Source organism: Roseicyclus marinus (genome assembly GCF_030163795.1).
GTDB classification, from domain to species: Bacteria; Pseudomonadota; Alphaproteobacteria; order Rhodobacterales; family Rhodobacteraceae; genus Roseicyclus; species Roseicyclus marinus.
In genome coordinates, this window is the sequence record NZ_JASJOF010000007.1 from 120,971 (window position 1) to 143,883 (window position 22,913).

Below are 22,913 nucleotides of genomic sequence, written 5' to 3' on the forward strand. Positions count from 1 at the left end.
GATGGAACGCTCGATCTTTGCCCGCAACCCGTCGGTGCCGATCTTCATCGGGGTGCTGACGCTGTTGGCCTTGGGCGTGACGGTGATGTCGGAAGCCTATGGGACCGGGGCCATTTCGGTCAGTTTCACCAAGGTTCTGGGCATGACGCTGTGCCTGTGCCTTGCGGCTTTGGCGATGGATCTGGTCTGGGGCTATTGCGGCATCCTGAGCCTTGGGCATTTCGCGTTCTTCGGGCTGGGGGGCTATGGCATCGGCATGTGGCTGATGACGGCCCGGACCGAGGATGTGGTGCGCGCGAATCTCATGGGCGGGGTGATCCCGCCGACCGAAGCCGAGGTGAGCGACGCCACGGCGGCGCAGATCTTTTCGGTGGTGGGGGCAACGGACTGGCCGTGGATGTGGGCGGCCTCGGGCAGCCTGGTTCTGAGCCTGTTGTTGGTGGTGCTGGTGCCGGGGGTGCTGGCGCTGGTCTTTGGCTGGCTGGCGTTCCGCAGCCGGGTGACGGGGGTATACCTGTCGATCCTGACGCAGGCGATGACGCTCGCCCTGTCGTTGTACCTGTTCCAGAACGACACGGGGCTGCGCGGAAACAATGGTCTGTCGGGCCTCCAGAATATCCCCGGATTGGATACAGTGGGGCAGGACAGGATCTCGATCTGGTTTTTCTGGGCCTCGGCCGCCGCGCTGGGGCTGGCCTATGTGGGCGCGGTCTGGCTGGTGTCGGGCAAGTTCGGCAACATCATTCGCGGCATCCGCGACGACGAGCAGCGGGTGCGGTTTCTTGGCTACCGGGTCGAGGCCTACAAGCTGTTCGTGTTCACGCTGTCGGGCGTGATCTGCGGGATCGCGGGGGCGCTGTATTATCCGCAGGCGGGCATCGTGAACCCCGACGAGATCGCGCCCATCGCCTCGATCTACCTTGCGGTCTGGGTCGCCATCGGCGGGCGCGGGCGGCTTTACGGGGCGGTGATCGGGGCGGCGGCGGTGTCGCTTTTGTCGACCTATTTCACCGGCGGGCGGGCGCCCGATATCGATCTGGGTATCTATACGATCGAATGGGTCGATTGGTGGCCGGTCCTTTTGGGCCTTGGCTTTGTGCTTGTCACGCTGTTCGCGCCCAAGGGTCTGGGCGGGCTGGTCGATTACATCGTCAGGAAGGACCGCGCATGAACTCGCTTTTGGAGGTGCAGGGGATTTCCGTCAGTTTCGATGGGTTCCGCGCGATCAACAACCTGAGTTTCGTCATCGGCTGCCCCGAGATGCGGGCGGTGATCGGGCCAAATGGCGCGGGCAAGACGACCTTCATGGATATCGTCACCGGCAAGACGCGCCCCGATACCGGCAGCGTGCGCTGGGGCGAGACGGGGCGGTCGCTTTTGGCGTTGTCGGAGGCCGAGATCGCGCAGGTGGGTGTGGGGCGCAAGTTCCAGCGCCCAACCGTTTTCGAGGATCAGAGCGTGTGGGACAACCTGCGGGTCTCGCTCAAGAAACCGCGAGGCCCCATCGCTGCGCTGTTCGACCGGGTGACCGAGGCGGATCGCGCGCGGATCGACGAGATCGCGGCCGAGATCGGCCTGTCCGACCATCTGGACCGGCCCGCCGGCATCCTGAGCCATGGGCAGAAGCAATGGCTGGAGATCGGGATGCTCTTGGCGCAGGACCCGAGGCTTTTGCTGGTCGATGAACCCGCGGCGGGCATGACGACCGAGGAGCGGGAGCATACTACCGCGCTGCTCAAGCGGCTGGCGCAAAGCCATGCGGTCGTCGTGGTGGAACATGACATGGAATTCGTGCGGCGGCTGGAGTGCCGGGTCACGGTCCTGCACGAGGGATCGGTTTTGGCCGAGGGCTCGCTCGATCACGTGATGGCCGATGAGCGGGTCATCGAAGTTTATCTGGGGCGCTGAGATGCTGGAAACCCGCGATCTGACGCTTCACTACGGCGGCAGCCAGATCCTGAACAAGGTGTCGCTGACCGCGCCCAAGGGGCAGGTGACCTGCGTCATGGGCACGAACGGGGTTGGCAAGACATCGCTGATGAAAGCCATCGCGGGCACCCATGCGCGGTCGGGCGGTGAGGTGATCCTGAACGGGCAGAGCCTGCCGAAACTGCCCGCGCACCGGCTGGCGCAGATGGGGGTGGGATATGTGCCGCAGGGGCGGATGATTTTTCCGCTGCTGACGGTGCGCGAGAATCTCGAGACGGGGCTTGCCTGCCTGCCCAAGTCCGAACGCGTCGTGCCCGCCCGGATCTACGAGATGTTCCCGGTCCTGAAAGAGATGCAGAACCGGCGCGGCGGCGATCTGTCGGGGGGGCAGCAGCAGCAGTTGGCCATCGGGCGGGCCCTGGTGACGCGGCCCAAGCTTTTGCTGATGGACGAGCCGACCGAGGGCATCCAGCCCAACATCATCCAGTTGATCGGGCGGGTGATCGAACAGCTGCGCGCCGAGGGCGAGATGGCCATCGTGCTGGTCGAGCAATATTTCGATTTCGCCTATGCGCTGGCGGATCGGTTCCATGTGCTGAGCCGGGGCGCGACGGTGTTTTCGGCGGCAAAGGCCGACACGACGCGCGAGGCGGTGCAAAACGCCTTCAGCCTGAAAGGGTGAGGGACTGCCACTGGAAGGGAAAGGGTGGAGGCGAGTACCGGAATCGAACCGGTCTTCACGGATTTGAAATCCCTCCATCATGTAAATCAAAACAAGTACTTAGGCTTAAATTGGTATCAGGACATATGCCGAACAGTAAGAGAACCTGATACCTTCGAAAATTGCCCCCATCTCGCCCCGGGGGCTGCTCGATGAGCTGGCGTGTGGCGAATGCGTGTGCCGAGCGGAAGTTTGGCAGTGCCACGCGCAAGCAGATCATCATGTTTCTGGCCGACAAGGCGAGCGACGATGGTTCGGGCATCTGGTGTTCCAAGGGCACGATTCAACGGCACACTGAGCTGGGGGAGAGCACGGTCAAACGGACGATCCGGGAGTTGCGGAGGGAAGGTATTCTGGTCGAGACTGGCGTGCGCAAATGCAAGAACGGTTTCACCATCGCTTACCGGATCGATCTGGCCAAGGTCGAGGCGCTGGAACTGACCGCAGAACCCGAAATCGAGACGGGGGCCACAGTGGACCCCGTCCAGACTGGCCCCGGAACGGGGGCCACGGTGGCCGGGGTACCGGGGCCACCACGGCCCCCAAACCATCCTAAATTCATCCATAAACCTCCTACGCGCGAGCGCGCGGCGGCGGAGGATGAGGAGGCTGAGAAGGTATTGGCGGCCTATCCTCCTGACCGGGTGCGGGGGAAGGCGGATTGTCTCAGGCGGATCAGGGAGGCCCTGGATGCCGGGACGGAGTTCGAGGACCTGTTGCAGGCTGTGAGGGCCTACGCGAACGAGAGCACGGGCTTCACCCGGTCTAAGGTCTGTTTCTCGGACAACTGGTTCAAGTCTTGGAAGTGGCGGGCCTATATCGAGGACATTGCCACGGGCCGAGAAGAGACGAAGGCAAATCAGGCCAAGGCGCTGGCGGGCTTGGCGGGTTGGGTCACGAACCGCCATCCGCTCTGCCGCCACATCACACCCAGCCAGGTCGACGCATTGCTGGCCATAAAGCTGGTGACACAGGCGCAAATCCAGGCGGCTGGGCTTAGATCATGAGCGCCACCAATTCCACCGAAGCGCAAACAGCAAGGCGACCCATGTCATACGCTGGCGCTGCTGACCCGGGACCTTGCGAGGGGCGGCAAGCCTCCCCTTCGAACCCCACCCGCGCAAAGGAGGCGCTGACGGAGACCTTCGTTTTCCGTTGCACGGCCAACGAGAAGGCCGAGCTGCGCGCCCAGGCCGAAGCCGCTGGTCTTCCTGCCGCAACGCTCTTGCGTGAGGCTCTTGGCCTGACCGCAGCGCGCCGCCGCAAGCCCGTGCCGCGCGTCGATCCAGCCCTGGTGCTGGCGGTGGGGCGCATCGGCGGCAACCTCAACCAGATCGCGCGTTGGCTGAACCGCGCGATGCTGGTGGGTCGCACCGATCTCGACAGCCTGACCATAGCGCGCAGCCTCGTGATGATCGAACGCCAGCTAGCCCTGCTTCTAGACGAGGCACGGCGGTGCTGATCAAATTCTTCCCCAACGGCAAGGGCGCGGGCGCGGGGCCGATCGGCTACCTCTTGGCCGAGTGCGTGCTGGACTATGACGGCAACCGCGACTTGATCCGCGATGCCGATGGTCAGCCGCTGACAGTGATCCGCGCCCCCTTGCCCGAGGTGTTGCACGGCGACCCCAGCCGCACCGAGGCTTTGATCGACGCCAGCTGCCACCAGTGGACCTACCGCTCGGGCGTGATCAGCTTTGAGGCTCAGGACGCGCCGACTGACGCACAGCAATCCGAAGTCATGGAAGCCTTCGAGAAGCTGGCCTTCGCGGGTCTGGACGGCGAGCAATTCGACATACTTTGGATTCGCCACAGCCACGAGCACCGCGTCGAGCTGCACTTCTGCATGCCGCGTCTTGAACTGACCACCGGACGCAGCCTGAACATCGCGCCGCCTGGCTATCAGGATGCCTATGATAGTTTGCGTGACCTGATGAACCAGCGTCACGGTTGGGCTGACCCGATGGACCCAGAGCGCGTCCGGGAAGTGCGCGACACCATCGAGGCTCCGACCCGTGCCCAGGGCCGCGATGAGCTGCATGCGTGGATCCTCGACCAGATTTCTATGTGTCTGATCGAAGATCGCGCCAGCATGATCGACGTGCTCACGGACGCGGGGTTTGAACTGCCCCGCGTTGGCAAGGCCTACTTGACCGTCCAGGACCCCGAGACCGGTGAACGCTGGCGCTTGAAAGGAGAGATTTTCCATGAACGCTGGCAAGCCGATCCGGCTGAGCGAGAAGCTGAACGAGGAGCTCGACGTGATCAGGCAGGAACACGTCGTCTCGACGGCATCCCAGCTGCAGAGCTTCAGAACCGATTTGAAAGCTATTGCGAGCGCCGCGCAGCGTACCATCGAGAGCGATATGCAACAATTCCTCAACGAGAACAGGAGTTTGTTCGAGACGCGGAACAAGCAGATCCGGCGCTGGCTGACGATCTCGCCTTACGTGATCTCGGGGCTGATTGTGACGGGGATCGCCTCGATGATGGTCGCGAGCTACTTTTGGGCTTTGCAGATGAAGCGGTCCGAGTTGGCCGACCTAGGCCTGACGCGGATCGAGCGGAGAGGTCAAATCTGGCTGACGCTCGATCCTGCACGAGCCGAGCTGAGGACCTGCACAGTCGACGGCCATTCAGTCTACTGCATCGAAATTCTGGAGGAGTGAATGAGCCTGACGCCCTTGGAGCGCGACTTGCTCGCCTGCGTCGAGCGGTTAGTTTCAGCCTGCGAGACCTCCGCCAAGGAATTGAGCGGTTTGGAAAAGCGCTCGACGAACATGATCGAGAAACGGCTGGCTGGCTTGGCCGATTGCATGAGCTTGCTCAGCCAGTCTCAAAGTTCCTTGATAACCGCATTGCTTGGCTTGTTCGTCGAAGAAGCGAACTTCAAATCGCTGGACAAACAGTTGCAAGAGAGCTTTCGGCTAGCGAAGTCCGCCGAAGAGAAGCTGAAACAGAACTGAAACGCCGGCATCTCAGCCAGAGTCTTGGGATGCTCGCGCGGATAGGCGGGCCAAATGCCGCGACGCGCAGCGCAGCGGTTCTTAACAACTCGTCCCCCCAAATGTCGTTCCAGGCGCGCCACAGGTTGCGCCCGATTTCGGTGATCGTTCCGCGTGTATCAAGTCCGACCCCCAAACCAAAGCCGTAGGAGAAAGCCAATGACAGATCCTTTTCAACACCCCGATTATGCATCCGAACCAGTGGACTTGCTAGAGCACGACCTCCGGCGGTTCCTGCACAACGCGCGCGATCAGGTGGATGCACTTCGCAAGACCGTCAAGCTGCTGATAAGCGCCGAGGGACAAATCAAGGAACAGGCGGCCGCTACGAAGCGCATCTACCAAAGCCTTCAAGGACAGATTGACGCCGGCGTGACCGTTCATGTCGACGCCGACCTAAAGGCCCATGTCGCCAAAGTCGCGAATTCGACCATGCCTCTGGTAGGGGAGCTGGAACGACACCGGCAAAGCATTCGCGAAATGGTAATGATGATTGTGGCCGCGACCGCCGTGTCAGGCCTACTGGGCAGCGTCATCGGTGTATTGCTTGCCGTTCGCTTTCTATAATCAAAAAAGGCTAATCACATGACCAATGACCCCACCCTTGCCGCGTTTGCGCGCTTGCGCGCATTTGCGAGCGACCACAAAAGCTCGGCGTTAGATCGTTTGACCGCTGGGAACGCTGCCGCTTGGCTTGCGCATGCGACAACATACGGGATCACAGGAGAGACGTCCCTTCTGCAAAGCATAGCCGACCCCGCAAAGAACCCTGTCGAAAGGGCGACGACGCTCACGCGCTCGATTGTTCAAGCTATGAGCAGCGCGGGGCTTCCCCTTTCGACACCCTTTCAGGCGGTCGATCGCCTTTATAGTGACATAGAGGATGATGAGATCTCTGGGCCCAATCTTTTCCCAGGCGACCCGTTTGAAGCCGAGATCGAACGGGGGCCACGGCCCTGACTGAACGGCTTGAAGCCACCCTATTAAAACAAGGGCGGTTCAGACACTCCATGGAACGGAAGGCGATGAACGGTTCCCCAATTTTTGTGTCGAGCCTTGAAGGGTGCGGGCCCGAAGCTCTCGAAGCTTTCGAGGCTGTCCTTCGAACCGCAGGAACTCTGGATATGCTCCCAAGCGCCGCGTTGATGTATGAGTTCGAGGAACGTGTCGATTTGTCGGCTGATTGCCAAGAGATCTTCGATCTTGCTGTCAATGAGATTGCAGCGCGGCGGATGGTCCCGGATGGGGCTGGGTGATCTCGCGATGTATTCAGACAGCTGTGGATTGAGCAGCGTAAGGATGAAGGTCAAGCGCCGCATAAACGATCTGGGCGGGAAGCCGACGTTCGTTGCGGGCGCGATAGACCTGGCTTGCCGACGAGCAAGCGGTCGTTCTCTGGGGGTGCGATGGAACACTGTCAGATAAGAAGCAACGGACGTTCAGCGCGTTGTAATCTGCCTACCAGAAACTCATATGGTCGAGGAACGAAGGGGAATAGTTGAGCATGGCTGTCACGATCACAAAGCAGGCTGAAGCATATCTTGAAGCTCTGGCAAAGGCGCTCGAAATTCCATCTGCGCGCTACGAACAGGCTGAAAAGAGCTATAAATCACTTGGTGATTGGCTGCATCGGGACTCGTCCAGTGTCCGGGACCATAATCCCGACATCTTTGTACAGGGTTCCTTTCGGCTGGGCACGGTCATCAGGCCAGTGTCTGAAGATGAAGAGTATGACGTGGACTGTGCCTGTTCGCTCACAAGTCTGAGCAAGTCGGACCTTTCGCAGCACGATCTGAAGGACCTACTGGGTAAAGAAATCAAGCTCTACCGAGACAGCAAAGGCATCAAGAAACCGGTGCACGAGGGCCGACGCTGCTGGCGCCTCGAATACGCCGATGGCGTGAAATTTCACATGGACATTGTGCCCTGTATTCCGAACGCCGAGGACCAGCGGCTGATGCTCGAGGCCCGCAGTCTCGATGCAACCTACGCCGACACGGCCATTGCCATCACGGACAATGAGGAAGCGGCGTATGACGTCATCACGGACGAATGGCCGCGCTCCAATCCGCGTGGCTACGCGGAGTGGTTCAAATCGCGCATGGGCGACGTCTTCCTTCGCAGGCGACAGCAGATTTTGGAAGAGATGCGTGCTGAGGGTGTGACCGCCAGTATCGAAGACATCCCGACATACCGCGTTCGCACTCCGCTGCAGTCCGCGATCATGATTCTGAAGCGGCACCGTGACACCATGTTCGCTGACGATCCCACCGACAAACCAATTTCGATCATCATCTCCACGCTCGCCGCGCACGCCTACCAAGGCGAAGAAACGATCGGTTATGCTCTGTTATCGATCCTGAGCCGGATGGAAGAGGCCATTGAGCACGATGGGACGAAATACGTCATCAAGAATCCAACGGACGCGCTCGAGAATTTCGCGGACAAGTGGGAGGAGTATCCCGAGCGTGCTGACGCGTTTTTCGATTGGTTGAAGCAAGCGCGAGAGGATTTCTCCACCGCAAGCCGCCTGGTAGAACACCGGCGAATGTCGACGGTGCTGGCAGGCCGTATGGGGCGGGACCTCACCGATCAGGCCAGTGATGCTGCGTTGCAGCCGACGCGGCCAGGCTCGCCCGGTCTTGTGAAAGCGGCAGGGGTTGCATCCGCGGCCTCTGCTCCGAATGTTTCCTTTTCTGATGCGCCTCGTACTCCCAAAAAGCCTGATGGTTTTGCATGACTTGGTGGCTGTTACAGCATTCAAGACTGGTGAGCGAAAAGGCCGCCCTCGCCGAGCTCGAGAGCGGCGTGGATTGGCTGTCTGTCGAGAACTGGCAGGCCAACAGTGATCTCGAAATGTGCGTCACTTTTGCCATCATGCATGGCGACAAGCGCTTTGGCTTTCGGATGCGGTATCCGAGCATCTTTCCAGATGCCCCGCCGATGATTTTCACGGACGACGCATCGCGGATTTCAAACCATCAGTACGGCGCTGAGGGCGAGCTTTGTCTCGAACACCGCCCAGATAATTGGCATCCTTCGATTACGGGCGCTGATATGGTAGCAAGCTGCCAGCGCCTGATTTCCGAAGAGCAGCCCGAGACCGGCGAGATCGTGCATGCGCGATCCGCACATACCGCATCGCTCGGACGCGACCTTCGCTCTCAGCCTTGTCGGTTCTTGATGAGCGAGAGGGATTTGGTCGCGATCAACAGCTTGCCGGATGGCCAAGAATACGAGTTCACGTTTTCAGAGCGGAAAACGGCAACCATCTATGTCGCTTCAATGACGCGGATCGGGCTGAAGGATGATCCCATTTGGGTAAGCGACCTGATACTGCCCGAAGGATATGCGCCAGAAACTGGGACTGTTGTGCGGGTGCCGGGCGCCGGGGATATTCGTGCTGTCAGTGCAAAAACCCTTGGCGCCTTTCTGTACGAACAAGATCTCGGCGACCTTTGCGGTCGCTTGCTCGACACTGATGCGTTCACCTATTTGCTCTTGGGTGACGAAGATAAGTGGGAACTGTTCTCGATCTTCGGCAAAGCAGACGACCGTAAAATCATCCCGTACAAGACTGTGATGGTCCCGGCCGCGCAACAACGCTTGCCAGACGAGTTCAAGGTGCTCGCCGACAAGACCGTTGGAATCGTTGGATGTGGCTCCGTTGGGTCGAAGGTTGCGGCCGGTCTTTGCAGAACTGGTGTCGGCAAATTCCTCCTGATTGATGAAGACATCTTCTTCCCCGGAAATACGGTGCGCAACGAGTTGGACCTGAGTGCAACGGGCGCGCACAAAGCGTTTGGCCTGCGCGAGCGACTTAAGAACCTGGCGCCTGAGGTCAGTGTCAGAGTATTTCGCATGACACTTGGCGGCCAGGAAAGTGCGGCGTCGATGGTCGGCGCGCTTGAGGCACTTGGCGACTGCGATGTGCTCATAGACGCCACCGGGTCGCCCACCGCATTTAACATGATTGCGTCGATGGCCTCGCGCAAAAGCAAGCCAATGGTCTGGGCTCAGGTGTTTGCTGGAGGAATTGGAGGCCTTGTCGGAAGAGCGCGGCCCCACGTCGATCCAGTGCCGCTGCTGGCACGGGGACAGATTGACAGGTGGTGCGAAGATCAAGGCGTTGAGTGGATCAGGCCGGTTGATCCAGAGCGCTATGGCGGGCAGGGCGCTGACGGGACTCCGATGGTGGCTGACGACGCTGAGGTTAGTGTCATTGCCGCGCATGCCAGTCGCTTCGTGATCGATCTGCTGGCCCGCCCGGACGGCAGCATCTTTCCCTTCTCTGCTTACGTCATAGGCCTTTCGTCAGAGTGGCTCTTCGATCAACCTTTTGACACGCGGCCAATCGATTTGATCCCTGCTGGCGAATGGGGTGAAAAAGTCGAACCGCTTGACGCGGACGCCTTGGTTGAAATTGTCAAGGCTCATTTGCCTCCAAGGGAGGACGCCGATGCAGGTGCAGCTGCCGACTGATGTTCTACGACGTATGCGACGCCATCTTTTCAGGTCAGGGTCACGTGAGATCGGCGGCATCTTGATGGGAGAAGAGATCGCCGACCAACTATTTCGTATCGTCGATTTCAGCGTTGACACATCCGGCGGAACGCGCGCGCAATTCTTGCGCGACGCCGATCATCACGATGCGGCCCTTTCGGCCTTCTTCGAAAGAACGGGCGCCAACTACACTCGCTTCAACTATCTGGGCGAATGGCACAGCCACCCGAGCTTCAGCGTAAACCCAAGTCTTCAAGACGTGCATGCCATGCAGGACCTCGTGGACGGCTCTGGAGGCGTTGATTTTGCCGTGCTCTTCATCAGTCGGCTGAGATGGTATTGGTGCTTTGAATGCAGCGCGCATCTCTTTGTGCGCGGCCATCCCCCGTCCGTGGTCAGCGTCATACGTGTGGAGTCCGCCACTTAGAAGAAAGACCTATTCAGGAATGCTGAGACGACACTTCGACACCGTTCTTACCAAGCTCATCGACTGGTGGTTTCGCGTCACAACGATCGAACGGTTCCTGATCGGAACGGGCGCAGGTCTATTGATCGCGATCTTTGGCGGAGTGCCCTTGATCCTTGAGCTTTTGCGATTTGCGCTTGGGGCCCTTCCAGAAGGCGTTGTCCGCATTGAGGCGGGGCTCGAAACCATCGATGTCCTCATTTTTGGGGCCGCGTTCCTTCTCATTTTCGTCGGCCTAGTATTGGCGACCACCAGATTCGTGGGAGATGCCCGGGCGCGATCGAAGTTGCGGAACATCGTTATCGAGGCGCGCGGTTTGCGGGACGACAACGGCAACTCACTGGCGGACACGGTGGCGAAACACCGGAAGGGCACAGTGGTGCCCGTCTTGCTGGACTTGAGAAACAGGTTAGACGGTCAGGTGATCGCGCCAGAAAGAGCCGTGAACGACATCACAGCAATGCATCGTTCCGTTCTGCAGAACAAGATGGATGGTGACCGGGCTAATCTGACGACCGTCTATGGCGGACTGACTTCAGTCCCCTACACGTTCCTGACGGGCGTCTTGCTCGACGATGAAGGCAACATCGTCACCTATGACTGGGACCGCTCTCAGGAAGCATGGCGCAAGGTCGAGGGGCCTGACGACGGCGCCCAATTCAAAGTGGACGGGATCGAAGCGATAGAAGATGCGCCAGAGGTGGTGGTGGCAACGGCAGTCTCCTACCCGATCCAGAATGACGACTTGGCGACGACGTTTAATCTACCGAGGGTCAAACTGACTCTCGATGGTATGTCTTCAGACGGGCATTGGTCGCAACAAAAGCAGAATCGCCTGGCGCAGGAATTTCTGGAGGTCGTGAAAAACCTTGCCGCGAAAGGCGTAAAGCGATTGCATTTTGTGCTCGCCGCACCAAACAGCGTGGTTTTCACATTTGGTAGGCGCTATGATAAGCGGAATCTGCCGGAAATCGTAGTTTATCAGTATGAGCGCGGAAAACCCGTCGCCTATCCGTGGGGTGTATCCATGCCCGTCGCTGGCCTTGACGATGCCAAAGTAGTCTATCGCTCAGAGCTGGGTGCAACATTTGGGGCTTCGGGTCCTGAACGACCGCTTCGGTGAAGCTGCGCCGCAGCGCCTAAAAGGACAACGAAAGTCCGCTCTGGGCCGATCGTGTTTTCGCCGATGGACGCATAGCCATTGGCTTGCTCAGCTTATTTTCCGCCGCAGTACATTTGTTTGGCACTTGGTGAAGTTTCGTAGTCTCGGTTGCGTACCGTTGCACAATTAAAGATTGACAGGGCAGGGAGGTCGACGGGCTAAAGCCCGCTCACCCCAACCCTGACTCTTCTACCTAACCCTGTTGATCCGTCTGCCATCCCGGCAGATCCGAGAAAACCGGCAAGCGCCGCCTATGGCGTAGGTTCCGGTCGAGAATTCCGGTTCCTCCCACGCGCAGGCGCGCGGTTCCCTCCCAAATTCACGCCCTCCACCCGGTTGTCTCGGCCCCGCCAGGCCGCAGGACGGGCTTTGCCCTTACCTGCTCTGCCCTTCGGAATGCATGGGCATTCCAAAGATCAGAACAGGAAGGCCCGCCCATTGGCGGAAAGGGGAGAAGTCCCGGCCCGCGTCACTCAAGGAGGGTCACAAATGACCGCAGAGAAGTTTGACGTTTATTCGCACGTCACGAACCAGATCGTCGCGCAGATCGAGGCGGGGACGCCGCCTTGGCGCAAGCCGTGGACCGGTTCCGGGGCATCGGTCAGCTTGCCGGAACGCTTCAACGGGGAAGTCTATCGGGGGATCAATATCCTGATGCTCTGGGCCACCGCGATGTCGAAGGGCTACTGCTCAAGCCGCTGGATGACGTTCAATCAGGCCAAAGAGCTTGGGGGTCACGTTCGCAAGGGCGAGAAATCCGCCACCGTGGTGAAATTCGGCACCATCGAGCGCGAGGACGAGACCGGCGAAGAGCGCCAGATCCCCTATGCCAAGGCCTACCGCGTGTTCAACGCCGACCAGATCGAGGGCTTGCCCGCTGAATACTACATCCTGCCCGAACCACCGCGTGATCTTGGCACCAAAGCCGACCCTGAGCTGGAGGCGTTCTTTGCCGCGACCGGCGCGCAGATCGACGTGACCGAGGAGCCGCGCGCCTATTACAACATCAAGACGGACCGGATCCACATGCCGCCGATCGGCACGTTTCACAGGGCGGCAGGGTATTATGGGACATTGGCCCACGAGCTGACCCACTGGACCGGGGCGACAAAGCGGCTGGACCGCTGGGGCCGGTTCAGCGACCGCAAGTCCTACGCCTTCGAGGAGCTGGTCGCGGAAATCGGAAACTGCATGCTTTGCGCGCAGATCGGGATGGAGCCGGAATTCGACCAGAGCGCAGCCTATGTCCAAGGGTGGCTTGCCGCGATGAAGGAAGACAACCGCGCGATATTCCGCGCCGCGTCGGAGGCACAGAAGGCCGTGGATTACATCATGGCCCGCACCGCGCAGGCCGACCGGGTGGCAGCCGAGTAACAGCTCGCACCGCCGAAATGATCGAGGCCCCCGTCAGAAGGCGGGGGTCTTTCGCGTTCTTGCGTGATCATGGTCGAGGGCGGTTTCTGGGTGACCTGCCGGCGGGCAACCTGAAGGCCACCCACCGACAGGCCTAGCGCTTCGCGCGGACGGGCATGAGATGCCCGCGAGCCCCACAGGGCGATGAAAGGAAAAGCGCTGGCTCATAATAAATTTGCTGTAGGATGACCTACGAAAAAATTCTTGACAGAGAGACACCCCAAGCTCATTTGTATGAGCATGACCTACAGTATAAAAAATGTCACACTGGGCGAAGCCTGTGAAATCCGAGCTGGCTACACTGCCAGGGCCGCCCTCAAAGAGAGTGCCGGGGAGGGTGTTCGCGCGATCCAGCTCCGAGACCTGCATGGCGAGCAAGTCGATCTTGGCTCTGCGGGGAGATATGATCTCGACGGTAAGCTCGACCGCTACCTGATTGAGCTCGGCGATGTACTTTTCCGCTCTCGCGGAGAGAACAACACTGCCAGCCTTGTCGTGGGGGGGGCTGGCGAGGCTACGGTGGCCTTGCTTCCTGTGATGATAATCCGCCCGAAAGTGGCAGGTCTCCTCCCTGAATACGTGGTGTGGTCGATCAATCAGCATGAAGCGCAGCGTTACTTGGACCTAGGCGCGCGAGGAACAAACCTTCGGATGATCCCTAGGGAGTGCCTCGAAACACTGCCGCTGCACATCCCCAGTCTGGACGTGCAGCGGATGATCGCAGAACTTGACGCGTTGTCCGCAACGGAAACGCGACTCCTGCACGAATTGGCTGAAGCGAAAAGGAAATTCACGAGATTCGCCCTGCTCCAGCAGGTGCGAAGTGCTCAGCTTCACTGCAATGAAGCTGAGCATAACGGTGCCCATGGCCCCTCAAAAACCGTGGGCAAATCGCAACGGACAAACTCATGAGGCGAACAATGTCCATCACCATCGGAAGCTACCACGCTGAAGGCCCCTTCGGCAATGAAAACAACTTGCAGGCGCGCTCCGGCGTCTACGTGATCCTTGGTCGGCGCAGTACGATGTCGTCCTGGAGCGTGGTCGATGTCGGCGAGTCGCAGAATATCCGGGAACGTGTCTCCAACCATGACCGCGCTCCGTGTTGGCGCGGCCAGGGGCACTCGGAGCTGTCGGTGGCCGCAATTTATGCCGATGCCCGAGATCGTGTCCTGATCGAGCGTCAGCTTCGCGCGCAGTTCAACCCGCCGTGTGGCTTGATTTGAGAGAAACTTGGGGCGGGCACATGTCCCGCCCCTAAATCAGACGCAAAAGGATTTGAAAATGAACGATAGACTGACACAGGCGGAAGTGAACAACGCAGCATGGGCTGCCTGCGACACCTTCCGGGGCGCGGTCGATCCCGCGCAATACAAGGACTACATCTTGGTGATGTTGTTCTTGAAGTATATCACGGACAACTGGAACGACCACTTCGAGACCTACCGCAAGCAGTATGGTGACGATGATGTGCGCATCCGCCGCCGCATGGAGCGCGAGCGCTTCTACCTGCCCGAAGGCGCAAGCTTCTATGACCTCTACGAGCAGCGCAACGAGCCGAATATCGGCGAGCTGATCAACATCGCCCTCGAAGACATCGAAGACAAGAACCGCACCAAGCTCGAAGGCGTGTTCCGCAACATCGACTTCAACTCGGAATCGAACCTTGGTCGCACCAAGGATCGCAACCGCCGCCTGAAGAACCTCCTCGAAGACTTCAACAAGCCTGCCCTCGACCTGCGCCCGTCGCGGGTGAAGGAAGACATCATCGGCGAAACCTATATCTACCTGATTTCCCGCTTTGCCTCGGACGCGGGCAAGAAGGCAGGGGAGTTCTTTACCCCAGCTCCCGTCTCGGGCTTGCTGGCGAAACTCGCCGCACCAAAGGAAGGCGACACGATCTGTGACCCTGCCTGTGGCTCTGGCTCGCTGTTGATCAAGGCTTCTGAAATGGTCGGCTCGAACAACTTCGCCCTCTACGGGCAGGAGGTGAACGGCGCGACCTGGGCACTGGCGCGGATGAACATGTTCCTGCACGCCAGAGACGCCGCGCGCATCGAATGGTGTGATACCCTGAACAGCCCTGCGCTGATCGAGGGCGACCACCTTCAGAAATTCGATGTCGTTCTCGCCAACCCTCCGTTCTCGCTCGACAAGTGGGGCGCGGATGATGCGGATACAGACCAATACAACCGCTACTGGCGGGGCATTCCGCCCAAGTCCAAGGGTGATTATGCCTTCATCACGCACATGATCGAGATCGCCAAGCGCCAGTCAGGGCGCGTGGCGGTGATCGTCCCGCATGGTGTGCTGTTCCGGGGCGGGGCAGAGGGCAAAATCCGCCAGCAGCTGATCGAGGAAAACCTCCTCGACGCCGTTGTCGGGCTGCCTGCCAACCTCTTCACCACCACGGGCATCCCCGTCGCCATTCTTGTGTTCGACCGTTCCCGCGAGGAAGGCGGTGCCAACGCGGATCGCAAGGACGTGCTCTTCATCGACGCGAGCAAGGAGTTCACGCCTGGCAAAGCCCAGAACGTGATGGACGAGGACACCCACATCAAACGGGTGCTTGATACTTACAGCGCCCGCACCGAGGTTGATAAGTATTCCCACCTCGCCAGCACCGATGAGATTGCTGAGAACGGTTATAACCTCAACATCCCGCGCTACGTCGACACCTTCGAGCCGGAGGAAGAGATCGACGTTGCCGCCGTGCAGGCGGACATCGTGCGGATCGAGGGCGAGCTAGCAGACGTACGCGCCAAGATGTCGGGTTATCTGAAGGAGCTCGGAATTGATGCGTGAACATGAGCTGACAATCGAAGAACTATTACCGAAGACAGGATGGGCGAAAATTAAGCTTGGCGAGCTCGGTGTATTCGTAAAAGGCAAAGGAATAGCCCGTTCTGACGTCTGTGAAGAGGGGTATCCATGTTTGCGATATGGAGAAATCTACTCAACGTATGAGACCGTAACCACGGGTCTTGTCTCTAAAGTATCGCCTTCAGCCGCCGACCAAGCCTGCGCTTTGGAGCACGGTGATATCGTATTTGCGGCTTCAGGGGAAACTGCTGAGGAAATCGGAAAAGTCGTAACTTACACGGGAAAGGAGCGGGCTTGGGTTGGGGGCGATACAGTCATCTTGAGAGGGCATGGTCAAAACGCTGTCTTTCTCGCTCACGCTTTGAACTCTGATCCCGTGGTTCGCCAGAAGGCTCGCTTGGGAAAAGGGCAATCTGTTGTCCATATTCATGCACCAGACCTCGCAACTGTCGAGGTTTTACTTCCTCCGCTTCCCGAGCAACTGAAGATCGCGGCGATTCTGCGGACCTGGGACGAGGCGCTCGAAAAGCTCAGCGCCCTGCGGGCTCTGAATATCCGTCGCCGTATATGGCTGCGCACCCATCTCTTCACGGGCAAGGCGCGTCTGCACGGGTTCACTGGCGAATGGTGCAAGGTACCCCTGAGCGACGTTCTGCACGAGCATGGCTCGAAGTCCACTGGCGCTGAGGAGGTTTACTCCGTCTCGGTTCACAAGGGGTTGGTCAATCAGGTCGAGCATCTCGGGCGGTCTTTCTCGGCGGCGAGCACCGATCACTACAACCGTGTTTTGCCTGGCGATATCGTCTACACCAAGAGCCCCACGGGCGACTTCCCGCTTGGGATCATCAAGCAGAGCAAGATCGACCGAGAGGTCATCGTCTCCCCGCTCTATGGCGTTTACACGCCGCAGAGCTATGCGCTTGGCGTCATCCTCGACGCGCTCTTCGAGTCGCCCTTGGCTGCGCGCAATTATCTGCACCCGTTGGTGCAGAAGGGTGCCAAGAACACGATTGCCGTGACCAACAAGCAGTTCCTCGAAGGGAAGCTCCATCTGCCGATGGACCCTGACGAGCAAGCGGCAATCGCCGATGTCGTGAACGCCTCACATGCCGAGTTGGCCTGTCTGGATGCCGAGATCAAAGCCCTGACCGACCAGAAGCGCGGCCTGATGCAGAAGCTTCTGACGGGCGAATGGCGTGTCGAAGTCTCGGACGATGAAGAGGCGGCGGCATGACTGAGAAAACAAAAATGCGTACGCTCAACGTCCGGCTCCTACGGAAAGGACGTACGCCTGAAGACGCCTTCACTGAGACATTTGCACCAGACGCTGATCGAGCACTTGAAGAACGGCCGTGGGGCGCGGGCGACGGAGCACGGCTGTTCATCGGACAGATTTACTCTAATCCGCCTCGCTGGCGTGATCTTTTGCAGCAAGTCAGCCCCGATTTGCCCGAAGGCATCTTCACAGGCGGTGCAGGCGCGGTTGTCTTCATTCCCGTCGCGGATCGCATTGCCGCCGTGTGTTTCGGTCATGCCCATATCGCATTGAACGATCACGCTTTCGAGCGTCAGTTCGGCTTGCGGGTCACGCTCAACAGTGTTCCGAGAGACAAGCTTCGATCCATTGATCTGGCAACACCAGATGCCGTCACGTTTCAGAAACGTGTGCAAGCGAGCAAGGACAGCGATGTCCAGGCTTTCGGTGTTGATATGCTTCGCGATCTCGCCCGAGTCGCGGGTGGCACGCCACGCAAACCTGCCTTTGCCAGTTTCGTTGCCGGTAAGGACAGCTTGTCGATCACGTGCCGAGTGGAACCGGACAAGTTCCATGAGAAGTGCGCGGAGATCATCTCGGAGTACACCAAAACGACCTATCAAAAAGAGTTCGCATGGGTCGATAACATGCGGAGAGTCGAGGAAAAAGATACAATCGAGAAGCTAGACGCGAGTATCGAAAAGGCGATCAAGGATCTGAAGGCGGGCAAGGCAAGCGATCTACACATGACGCCCCCAGAAATCGTAAATTACACTGAGGGGTCTCTGCTACATTACAACGGTTTTGGAAGCCACGGCACAAATTTCCACAGCCTTTCCATCAAGGACTATATCGCAGAGTTGAAGCGCTGCGCCTTCAAAGGCGAAATCTCCGAAATCAAGGAGAAGCACCGCGTCAAGGCGAAGGCTGATGACGAAGGCGAGTTTTCTGAGAAGTGGCGTGTGTATGATTGTTTTGTTTATGAAACAACGCTCGGCACAGGTGCGAGCGAAGAGTATTATGTCCTCTTCGCTGGTGATTGGTACAAAGTCGAGAAATCGTTCAAGAACCGTATCGAAGCCGCCTTCAACGCGATTGAGCGGGTTACCATTGTTGGCAAGACCACCTGCCGAAACGAGGAAGAACTAATTGACCACCTTGAGGCCAGTCGCGACGACTTGGTCAAGCTGGATCGGACTAAGATCAACCCGCAGAACGTGCGATATGCAAATATCGAACCTTGCGACTTCTTTTCGGACAAGAAGGATTTCATCCATCTGAAAGATGGAAACTCATCCGGACCGATCAGTCACCTCTGGTCGCAGGGCGTTGTCAGTGCGGATGCCTTCGTCTCTGACAAGGAGTTCAGAAAGAAGCTTCGCGCCAAGGTAAAGTCAGTCAAGGCCGGTTTCGAGGTCCACCTTCCCAAGAGTACCGAAAAAGTGGTTCGAGAGGACTACCGTGTCGTCTATGGCATCATGAGACCCCCTTATGCAGACGGGACTCTCGATTTGCCGTTCTTCAGCAAGGTAAGTTTCCAAGCCGCTGCCGAGCGCCTCGCACAGTTCGGCATTCCAGTCGCAATCGAGCTTATTGAAAAGCCTGCTTCAGATTCTGACGATGGCGATGGTGATGGCGGAAATGATGACGACGAAGGTATCGATGATGTGATTGAGGAGGCAGCATGAATCAGTACTCTGCACCTCAAGGTTTCAACCCCGCAGAAAAGTATCAATCACAGATACCAGCGATCCAAACTCTGGTGGCGCTAGGCTTCCAGCCCTTGTCACAGGCGAGAGTCGATCAGCTGCGGGGGAAACCCCGCAACGTGATCCTCGACGACATCGTTGTGGAGCAGATGCTGAAGCTCAACAGCTACAGCTATCGCGGCAAGACCTATTCCTTCGATCTGGAAGACGCTCACGAGGCGCTACGCCGCCTCAAGCCGACCCCTGACAAACTCAAGGGGCTGAAGGGCACGAACCAGGACATCTATGATCTCTTGGTTCTGGGCACGACGATTTCCAAGGCGATTGAAGGTGATAGCAAGAGCTATTCCTTCAAGTACATCGACTGGGAGACACCCGAGAACAACGTCTTCCATGTGACGGCGGAGATGAGTGTCGAGCGGACGGCCAGTACCAAGCCAAGTCGCTGCGATATCGTCTGTTTCGTGAACGGCATTCCGTTCATCGTGATTGAGAACAAGCGCCCTACGGAGTCGCTCAAGAAAGCCGACAGCCAGCTGATCGGATATCAGAACGAAGACAACATCCCGCAGCTCTTTCACTACGCCCAACTGCTTATGAGCATGAAGCGGCAGGAAGCTCGCTATGCCACCGTGGGCACGCCGCGCAAGTTTTGGCAAACTTGGCGCAATGAAGAGGATCAGGACGCGGATATCTTCGCCGCGATCAATCGCCCGCTGAGTGCAGAGGAAAAGAACGCTGTCTTCTCCGGTTACTTGGCCGATGCACAGGGCTTCTTCGAGGAGCTGGCAGCGGGAGGGGAGAGGTCGATCAGTGAGCAGGATCGCGCCATCTATGCGATGTGCCGCCCAAAACGCCTTCTCGACCTTGTGCGCCGGTTCACGGTTTTCGATGGAGGGGTGCGCAAGATCGCCCGTCATCAGCAATTTTTCAGCATCAGAATAGCCCTCGCTCGACTGAAAGGTTTCGATCTGGAAGGGCGTCGCAAAGGCGGCGTGATCTGGCACACGCAAGGCTCAGGGAAGAGCCTGACGATGGTGATGCTTGGGCGCGCTCTTGCTCTCGACAAGGACGTGAAGAACCCCCGTATCCTGATCGTCACGGATCGCGATGACCTGGACAAGCAGATCAAGGGGACGTTCAAGTCCTGCGACCTTGAACCCGTGCGAGCAGCCACGGGGGCAAATCTGATCGAGCTGATCAGGAACCGCACGCCTTTGGTCACGACGATCATCAACAAGTTCGATACCGCCATGAAGGCGGGCGACTTCAAGGACGACAGCGCTGACATTTTCGTTCTCGTCGATGAAAGCCACCGCAGCCAGACAGGCCGCTATGGCGGACACGGCAAGTTCGCCCTGAAGATGCGGCGCATCTTGCCGAACGCCTGTTATCTCGGCTTCACCGGCACACCGCTCTTGAAGAAGGACAAGAACACCCTCGATACGTTTGGGGGGCTGATCCACAAATATACGATTGATCAGGCAGTGAAGGACGAAGCTGTTGTCCCGTTGCTCTACGAAGGGCGCTTGGTTGAGCAGCAGGTCAGCGGCGATGTCGTCGATACATGGTTCGACAAGATCAGCGAGGGGCTGACGGAAAAGCAGAAAGCTGATCTGAAGCGAAAATTCTCGCGCATGGATGCCTTGTCAAAGACGAGCCAAGCCATCCGCGCTAAGGCGTTCGATATCTCAGAGCACTTCCGCCAGTATTGGCAGGGCACAGGTTTCAAGGCGCAACTGGTGGCACCTTCAAAGGCCGCTGCAGTGCGCTTCAAGGAGGTTCTCGACGAAATAGGCCATGTGACGAGCGAGATCATCATCTCCGCCCCTGACGACAAGGAAGGGAACGAGGAGGTCGATCAGGAATCCAAGGACTTGGTGCGCAAGTTCTGGGACAAGATGATGGCCAAGCACAAAACCGAGGACGAGTACAATCGCCAGATCATCGACGCCTTCAAGGGTTCAGGCGATCCCGAAATCCTGATTGTCGTCTCGAAGCTTCTGACTGGCTTCGACGCTCCGCGCAACACGGTGCTCTATGTGTGCAAGCCGTTGCGGGAACATAATCTTCTTCAAGCCATCGCCCGTGTGAACCGTCTCTATGAGGACGACGACAAGGAGAAGCAGTTCGGTTTCATCGTCGATTATGAAGGGTTGCTTGGCGAGCTCGACGCAGCGCTTACAACCTACAGCGCTTTCGAAGGTTTCGACGGCGAGGATGTTGCCGGATCGCTGCACGACATTCGCGAGGAAATCCGCAGGCTGCCGCAGCTGCACGACCAGCTCTGGGATGTTTTCAAGGAGGTTCGCAACAAGAAGGACATGGAGCAGTTCGAGCAGCTCTTGGCGGATGATGCCAAGCGGGAAGACTTCTACTCTCGACTGAAGGACTATGGTCGCTGCCTGCACATCTCGCTGTCCTCCGAGAAGCTCTATGACGTGTTCGACGAGGCGGCGGTCGCCACCTTCACGAAAGATTGGAAAGCCTTCTCAGAGCTGAAGCGTTCCGTTCAGCTACGCTATCAGGAAACCGTCGATGTGAAGGAGTTCGAGCCCAAGATTCAAAAGTTGCTCGACGATCATGTCACGGCAAAACCTGCCGAGGTCATCATCGACCTGGTGAACATCAACGATCCTGACGCTCTGAACGCCGTGATCGAAGAAGAAGGCACGACCGCCGCTTCCAAGGCAGACCGCATTGCAAGCGCCACCAAACGCACGATCACGGAAAAGATGGAGGAAGACCCTTCCTTCTACAGGCAGTTCTCCGAGATGCTGGCGGAAACGATCCGCGATTACCGCGAGAAGCGGATTTCGGAGAAGGACTACCTCAAGACAGTCATGGACTTGGCGGGGCGCGTTGCGCGCCGTGATCATGGCCGAGACATGCCCGAAAGCATCAAGGGCGACACGGACGCTCAAGCCGTCTTCGGCGTCCTTGAGCCTATCCTGAAGGAGATCAACGGCGGCGTTGAGGATACGGTGACAGCCGATGTCGCGCGGTCGATCATCGGGATCGTCAAGGATCACCACATCGTCGATGTCTGGTCGAACGAGATGGCGCAGAACAACATGCGCAACGCCATCGACGACTACTTCTTCGATGTCGTGCGCGACGAGAAGGGCATCGACATTCCCCTCGACCTTCTCGACGACATCGAGCTGCGGATTATGGATATCGCGCGGGCGAGGTTCCCCGGATGAATGCCGAGGTTCTTGAGGCAAGCTTCGGCAGTGAGACGATCCGTTTTTCTGTCGTGAGGCGGGTTCGTAAAACCCTGTCAATAAGCGTCTTGCCCGACCAGCGGGTCGAGGTTGTCGCGCCCGAAGACGCGAGCTCTGAACGCATCATAGAAAAGGTACGTAAACGCGCGCCGTGGATTTGCAAGCAGCTGCGCTACTACGACCAGTTCCAGCCCAAAACGCCAGAACGGCGTTATATCGGTGGCGAGACCCACCTGTACTTAGGTCGCCAATATAAGCTTAAAGTGGTCCCTGGGATACAGAACGCCGTCAAGATGCAGCGCGGTCGTCTGATGGTTTTGAGCACCAAGCCAAGTCGATCCGCCCACACCCGTGAGCTCGTGCGAGACTGGATGTTGCAGCGTGCCCAGATCAAATTCGCGGAACGCTTGGACATCTGTCGAGGGCGCTTTCCAGACCCCGAGAAGGTCGTTCCGAACAGCATTATCATTCGAGAGCTGAATTTGCGGTGGGGATCAATGACAGGGCGGCGCAATTTGATTCTCAACCGGGCGCTGATCGGGGCCTCCACGGAGTCCATTGACTATGTCATTACCCACGAACTGTGCCATATTCCACATCCCCATCATGGACCTGCTTTCTTCGGGCTACTGGCGCACGTGATGCCCGAATGGGAAGAACGAAAGCTCAGACTTGAGCGACAACTCGCCTGACCGCAGAGT

Annotated in this window: 20 protein-coding genes; all 20 read left to right on the forward strand. The window is 58.5% G+C overall.

The window, feature by feature from the left end; all coding sequences use genetic code 11:
- Position 1: 1 nt before the first annotated feature.
- The 20 genes from urtC (at position 2) to QQK63_RS12510 (ending at position 22,904) form a co-directional block, all read left to right on the forward strand.
- Complete coding sequence (gene urtC, locus QQK63_RS12415; protein ID WP_277824122.1) at positions 2-1,171, forward strand: urea ABC transporter permease subunit UrtC; 1,170 nt, start codon at positions 2-4, stop codon at positions 1,169-1,171.
- Positions 1,168-1,908 (forward strand): urea ABC transporter ATP-binding protein UrtD, encoded by a 741-nt coding sequence (urtD, locus tag QQK63_RS12420; RefSeq protein WP_277824120.1) that lies wholly within the window; start codon positions 1,168-1,170, stop codon positions 1,906-1,908. Before urtC ends, urtD begins: the two co-directional genes overlap by 4 nt.
- Position 1,909: 1 nt before the next feature.
- Entirely contained in the window at positions 1,910-2,611 is a 702-nt protein-coding gene (urtE, locus tag QQK63_RS12425; protein WP_277824117.1) for an urea ABC transporter ATP-binding subunit UrtE, read from the forward strand.
- A 191-nt stretch (positions 2,612-2,802) separates the two neighbouring features.
- Complete coding sequence (locus QQK63_RS12430; protein WP_277824115.1) at positions 2,803-3,657, forward strand: helix-turn-helix domain-containing protein; 855 nt, start codon at positions 2,803-2,805, stop codon at positions 3,655-3,657.
- Between the two features lie 41 nt (positions 3,658-3,698).
- Entirely contained in the window at positions 3,699-4,112 is a 414-nt protein-coding gene (locus QQK63_RS12435; protein WP_277824113.1) for a plasmid mobilization protein, read from the forward strand.
- A complete protein-coding gene (locus QQK63_RS12440; RefSeq protein WP_277824111.1) occupies positions 4,106-5,803 on the forward strand; it encodes a relaxase family protein in 1,698 nt (565 codons plus the stop codon). Before QQK63_RS12435 ends, QQK63_RS12440 begins: the two co-directional genes overlap by 7 nt.
- A 10-nt stretch (positions 5,804-5,813) precedes the next feature.
- Positions 5,814-6,221 carry a hypothetical protein gene (locus tag QQK63_RS12445; RefSeq protein WP_277824108.1) on the forward strand — a complete coding sequence of 136 codons (408 nt, stop codon included), beginning with the start codon at positions 5,814-5,816 and terminating at the stop codon, positions 6,219-6,221.
- 18 nt (positions 6,222-6,239) lie between these two features.
- Positions 6,240-6,614, forward strand: a complete 375-nt coding sequence (locus QQK63_RS12450) for a hypothetical protein (RefSeq protein WP_277824106.1) — start codon at positions 6,240-6,242, stop codon at positions 6,612-6,614.
- Positions 6,615-7,158: 544 nt separating this feature from the next.
- Positions 7,159-8,394, forward strand: coding sequence for a nucleotidyltransferase domain-containing protein (locus QQK63_RS12455; RefSeq protein WP_277824104.1), 1,236 nt, complete (start codon positions 7,159-7,161; stop codon positions 8,392-8,394).
- The gene (locus tag QQK63_RS12460) at positions 8,391-10,136 is read left to right on the forward strand and encodes a ThiF family adenylyltransferase (protein ID WP_277824102.1); all 1,746 of its coding nucleotides are present in this window, start codon (positions 8,391-8,393) and stop codon (positions 10,134-10,136) included. The genes QQK63_RS12455 and QQK63_RS12460 overlap by 4 nt, the downstream gene beginning before the upstream one ends.
- Positions 10,114-10,584 (forward strand): Mov34/MPN/PAD-1 family protein, encoded by a 471-nt coding sequence (locus QQK63_RS12465; protein WP_277824100.1) that lies wholly within the window; start codon positions 10,114-10,116, stop codon positions 10,582-10,584. The genes QQK63_RS12460 and QQK63_RS12465 overlap by 23 nt, the downstream gene beginning before the upstream one ends.
- Before the next feature lie 19 nt (positions 10,585-10,603).
- Positions 10,604-11,746: an SAVED domain-containing protein gene (locus QQK63_RS12470; RefSeq protein WP_277824098.1), complete on the forward strand. Its 1,143-nt coding sequence runs from the start codon at positions 10,604-10,606 to the stop codon at positions 11,744-11,746.
- A gap of 528 nt (positions 11,747-12,274) precedes the next feature.
- Positions 12,275-13,159, forward strand: coding sequence for an ArdC family protein (locus QQK63_RS12475; RefSeq protein WP_277824096.1), 885 nt, complete (start codon positions 12,275-12,277; stop codon positions 13,157-13,159).
- Between the two features lie 273 nt (positions 13,160-13,432).
- Complete coding sequence (locus QQK63_RS12480; protein WP_277824094.1) at positions 13,433-14,110, forward strand: restriction endonuclease subunit S domain-containing protein; 678 nt, start codon at positions 13,433-13,435, stop codon at positions 14,108-14,110.
- Positions 14,111-14,118: 8 nt separating this feature from the next.
- A complete protein-coding gene (locus QQK63_RS12485) occupies positions 14,119-14,424 on the forward strand; it encodes a hypothetical protein (RefSeq protein WP_277824091.1) in 306 nt (101 codons plus the stop codon).
- A 58-nt stretch (positions 14,425-14,482) separates the two neighbouring features.
- The gene (locus QQK63_RS12490; protein WP_277824089.1) at positions 14,483-16,003 is read left to right on the forward strand and encodes a type I restriction-modification system subunit M; all 1,521 of its coding nucleotides are present in this window, start codon (positions 14,483-14,485) and stop codon (positions 16,001-16,003) included.
- A complete protein-coding gene (locus tag QQK63_RS12495; protein WP_277824087.1) occupies positions 15,996-17,255 on the forward strand; it encodes a restriction endonuclease subunit S in 1,260 nt (419 codons plus the stop codon). Before QQK63_RS12490 ends, QQK63_RS12495 begins: the two co-directional genes overlap by 8 nt.
- Positions 17,252-18,964 (forward strand): DUF6119 family protein, encoded by a 1,713-nt coding sequence (locus QQK63_RS12500; RefSeq protein WP_277824085.1) that lies wholly within the window; start codon positions 17,252-17,254, stop codon positions 18,962-18,964. The genes QQK63_RS12495 and QQK63_RS12500 overlap by 4 nt, the downstream gene beginning before the upstream one ends.
- Positions 18,961-22,191: a type I restriction endonuclease subunit R gene (locus QQK63_RS12505; RefSeq protein WP_277824084.1), complete on the forward strand. Its 3,231-nt coding sequence runs from the start codon at positions 18,961-18,963 to the stop codon at positions 22,189-22,191. Before QQK63_RS12500 ends, QQK63_RS12505 begins: the two co-directional genes overlap by 4 nt.
- A complete protein-coding gene (locus QQK63_RS12510) occupies positions 22,188-22,904 on the forward strand; it encodes a M48 family metallopeptidase (RefSeq protein WP_277824082.1) in 717 nt (238 codons plus the stop codon). Before QQK63_RS12505 ends, QQK63_RS12510 begins: the two co-directional genes overlap by 4 nt.
- The last annotated feature ends 9 nt before the right edge of the window (positions 22,905-22,913 follow it).